The organism is Bacillus sp. LR--39 (assembly GCF_053613335.1).
In genome coordinates this window covers 1-1,063 of sequence record NZ_JBSIOT010000330.1, presented here as the reverse complement: position 1 = coordinate 1,063, position 1,063 = coordinate 1, and the positions used below count along the sequence as shown (strand labels likewise).

At 48.4% G+C, this 1,063-nt stretch carries 1 protein-coding gene; it reads left to right on the top strand.

Annotated features, from left to right (window positions below; all coding sequences use genetic code 11):
* Positions 1 to 1,063: UDP-glucose 6-dehydrogenase UglF (gene uglF / locus ACWHAR_RS22960; protein WP_452087931.1), on the top strand; the 1,063-nt coding region annotated here is incomplete at both ends.

Below are 1,063 nucleotides of genomic sequence, written 5' to 3'. Positions count from 1 at the left end.
CATATTTGAACCAGGTCTTGAAGAGCTGATGAGAAAAAATACAGCTGATGGACGGCTGAACTTTGAAACGAGCTATGAGAAAGGCTTGGCACAGGCAGACATCATTTTTATAGCGGTCGGCACACCGCAGAAAAGCGATGGCCACGCCAATCTGGAGCAAATTACAGATGCGGCCAAACGCATCGCAAAGCATGTCAAACGAGATACAGTCGTGGTAACGAAAAGCACAGTGCCCGTTGGGACAAACGATTTGATTAATGGACTGATCACTGAACATCTAGCGGAGCCTGTCAGTATTTCGGTTGCATCCAATCCGGAATTTTTGCGTGAGGGGTCGGCGATCTATGACACCTTTCATGGTGACAGGATCGTGATCGGGACGGCCGATGAGAAAACAGCAAATACGCTGGAGGAGCTCTTCCGTCCGTTTCAAATCCCGATTTACCAAACGGATATCAGAAGCGCCGAGATGATCAAATATGCCTCAAATGCTTTTCTGGCCACTAAGATCAGTTTTATAAACGAAATTTCGAATATATGTGAAAAGGTCGGCGCCGATATTGAAGCAGTCGCGTACGGGATGGGACAGGATAAGCGGATCGGGAGCCAGTTTTTAAAAGCGGGCATAGGCTACGGCGGCTCTTGTTTTCCAAAGGACACAAACGCCCTCGTGCAAATTGCCGGCAATGTCGAGCATGATTTTGAACTGCTGAAATCGGTTATCAAAGTCAACAACAATCAGCAGGCGATGCTGGTTGATAAAGCGCTGAACAGGCTCGGCGGGGTGACGGGAAAAACGATTGCCCTTTTAGGCCTGTCATTTAAACCGAATACGGACGATATGAGAGAAGCGCCGTCAATTGTTATTGCGGACCGTCTCGCTGCGCTCGACGCCCGTATCAGAGCCTACGATCCCATTGCAGTTGGTCATGCAAAGCATGTTCTCCCGCAAGCTGTTGAATATAAAGAGACGATCGAGGAAGCTGTCAAAGGTTCTGACGCCGTCATGATTTTAACCGACTGGGCTGACATTAAACAATTTCCGTTAGCGGCTTATCGGGAT